Source organism: Virgibacillus sp. M23, from assembly GCF_034190895.1.
Lineage (GTDB): Bacteria > Bacillota > Bacilli > Bacillales > Amphibacillaceae > Virgibacillus > Virgibacillus salarius.
Window position 1 is genome coordinate 1 of sequence record NZ_JAWDHA010000138.1, and the last position, 730, is coordinate 730.

1 protein-coding gene and 1 pseudogene are annotated in these 730 nt (G+C 40.7%); both read right to left on the reverse strand.

What is annotated here, in order from left to right; all coding sequences use genetic code 11:
- The coding region (locus RVS70_RS21625) for an ATP-binding protein (protein ID WP_321134778.1) at nt 1–459 on the reverse strand (459 nt) is incomplete at its 3' end.
- A pseudogene (locus RVS70_RS21630) lies at nt 456–730 on the reverse strand (IS21 family transposase); the annotation flags it as partial. The gene RVS70_RS21625 and the pseudogene RVS70_RS21630, both read right to left, overlap by 4 nt.

The window sequence follows — 730 nt, forward strand, 5'->3', positions numbered from 1 at the left end:
TTTCGATTTCCTTGTGATTTCTTCAGTCTTTAATACATGAATGAGATCACCCATCGTAGTAAAAATCACTTTATATCCTTGGTTGAGAGCCTCCATGCCCAGCCCAATCGATAGGTGGGTTTTGCCGACGCCTGGCGGCCCAAGGAAAATAATATTATATAGCTGCTCCATCCACGTTAAGTCCTTCAACTGATTTAGTTTCTTTGAACTTAATGATTTCTGTTCTTTTAAATCGTATTCTTCCAGAGTGCTGAAAAACGGGAACGTCGCCCATTTAAACCGTTTCTCTAATAGCTTTTCTTCTCTGCGCTTTTGTTCATAGGTTGCCACATCCAGGAGAAACTGAGTAAAGGATGCGTCCTTTTGCTCAGCTTCTCTTATGAGTGTAGGAAGATGGATAGCTGTTTCGGTTAGGCGGAGGGTTTTCATCAAATCTTGTAATTGATTCAGCTGACTCAATTAGACTCACCCTCCAATATTTCAGTATAGGCATTTACTGTTCTCTTTTGGGCTTCCGTATCCATGAGCCAGCCTGAAATCTTATTTATTGATGATACAGCCCGGGCGTTATCGGTTATTGTATCATCAGCTTGGCGTTGTCGTTTGATGTATGAAACGATATCGCTAAAATCTGTCGCACTATAAAGATTTCTTTTCACACATTCTTTTAGTGCTGCTGATAAGATTGCCCCATTGTTCTCCTTTGTCTGCTTTGAAATAATCTGCAGCT